2 protein-coding genes are annotated in these 1,110 nt (G+C 72.5%); both read right to left on the reverse strand.

The genetic code is table 11. The features are described from left to right. The coding region (locus J5F18_RS18710; RefSeq protein ID WP_346300030.1) for a hypothetical protein at positions 1–418 on the reverse strand (418 nt) is incomplete at its 3' end. A gap of 4 nt (positions 419–422) precedes the next feature. Beyond that, positions 423–1,110 (reverse strand): HAMP domain-containing sensor histidine kinase (locus J5F18_RS18715; protein WP_346300031.1); only part of this gene is annotated, 688 nt, incomplete at its 5' end.

Raw genomic sequence — 1,110 nt, forward strand, 5'->3', positions numbered from 1 at the left:
CGCGGCGGCCCTCCAGCTCGTTGAGCCAGTAGCGCAGCAGCGGCTGCAGCGCCACCGGCGCCGCGGCCAGGTCGGCCTGGTAGAGTGCCGCGGCCTGGTCCCACTGGTGCTCACTGCCCCAGGCGAGCACCACGGCCCGGGCCAGGCGGCGCTCGGTGTCGCTTCCCTGGAGCCGGGTCAGCATGGCGTCGCGCCAGGGGCGGTCGCCGCGCTGGGAGGCGAGGCCGAAGGCCACCCAGTCGGGCAGCAGGCAAGCCTCGTCGTCGAAGGCGGGAATCTCGGCCTGACAGCCGCTGGCCGACGAGGCCGCCACGCCGGGGGTGGGTCGGGTCGGCTGGGCAAAGGGCGAGTCCGGCAACAGCTCGCAGCCGGCCAGCCACAGGGCCGTCATGCAGACCAGCAGGGGACGGAAACGCATGGCGTCAATTCCTTGTGTGGGGGCCCGCCTCCAGGGCGAGCCTCGCGTCATTGGGGATTCTCGGCACCGGGACCCGCTCCGGCAGCGTCAGGCGGAAGCAGACCGCCATCCGGGGGTCCTCCACCAGCGCCAGCTCGCCCTCCTGCAGCCGCGCGCAGTCGGCGGCCACCGAGAGGCCGATGCCGGAGCCCTTCAGCGGCCCCTGGCGCCGGGCCCGCCCCTGGTAGAAGGCCTCGAACAGTCGCGGCCGATCCTGCTCGGCAATGGGGGCGCCGCTGTTGGCGACCTCCAGCTCCAGGCGGTCGCGGTGCCGACGGGCGCGGATCGCGAGCTCGCCGCCATCCTCCCCGTAGGCGATGGCGTTGGAGATCAGGTTGTCGAGGATCCGAGTGGTCCCGGTGCGGTCGAGCAGCCACTCCAGGGGACCGTCGAAGCAGGTCACCCGCATACCCTTGTTGGCCAGTGCCAAGCGGTGCTTGGCCAGCACCTCCTTGACCACGGTGGCGACGTCGAGGCGCTCCGGGGTCACCTGGCGGTTGTGCTGCAGCAGGTTGTAGTCGAGCAGCTGCTCGATCAGCCGCTGCAGCTCGGCACCGCTGGCATCGATCAGCTCAAGGATCTCGCGCTGGCGAGGGCTCACCTCGCCAGCCACCCCGTCGGCCCGCAGCGCCGACCCCTCGCGTACGCTGGCC

The sequence above is a fragment of the Halomonas sp. BM-2019 genome (assembly GCF_017584085.1).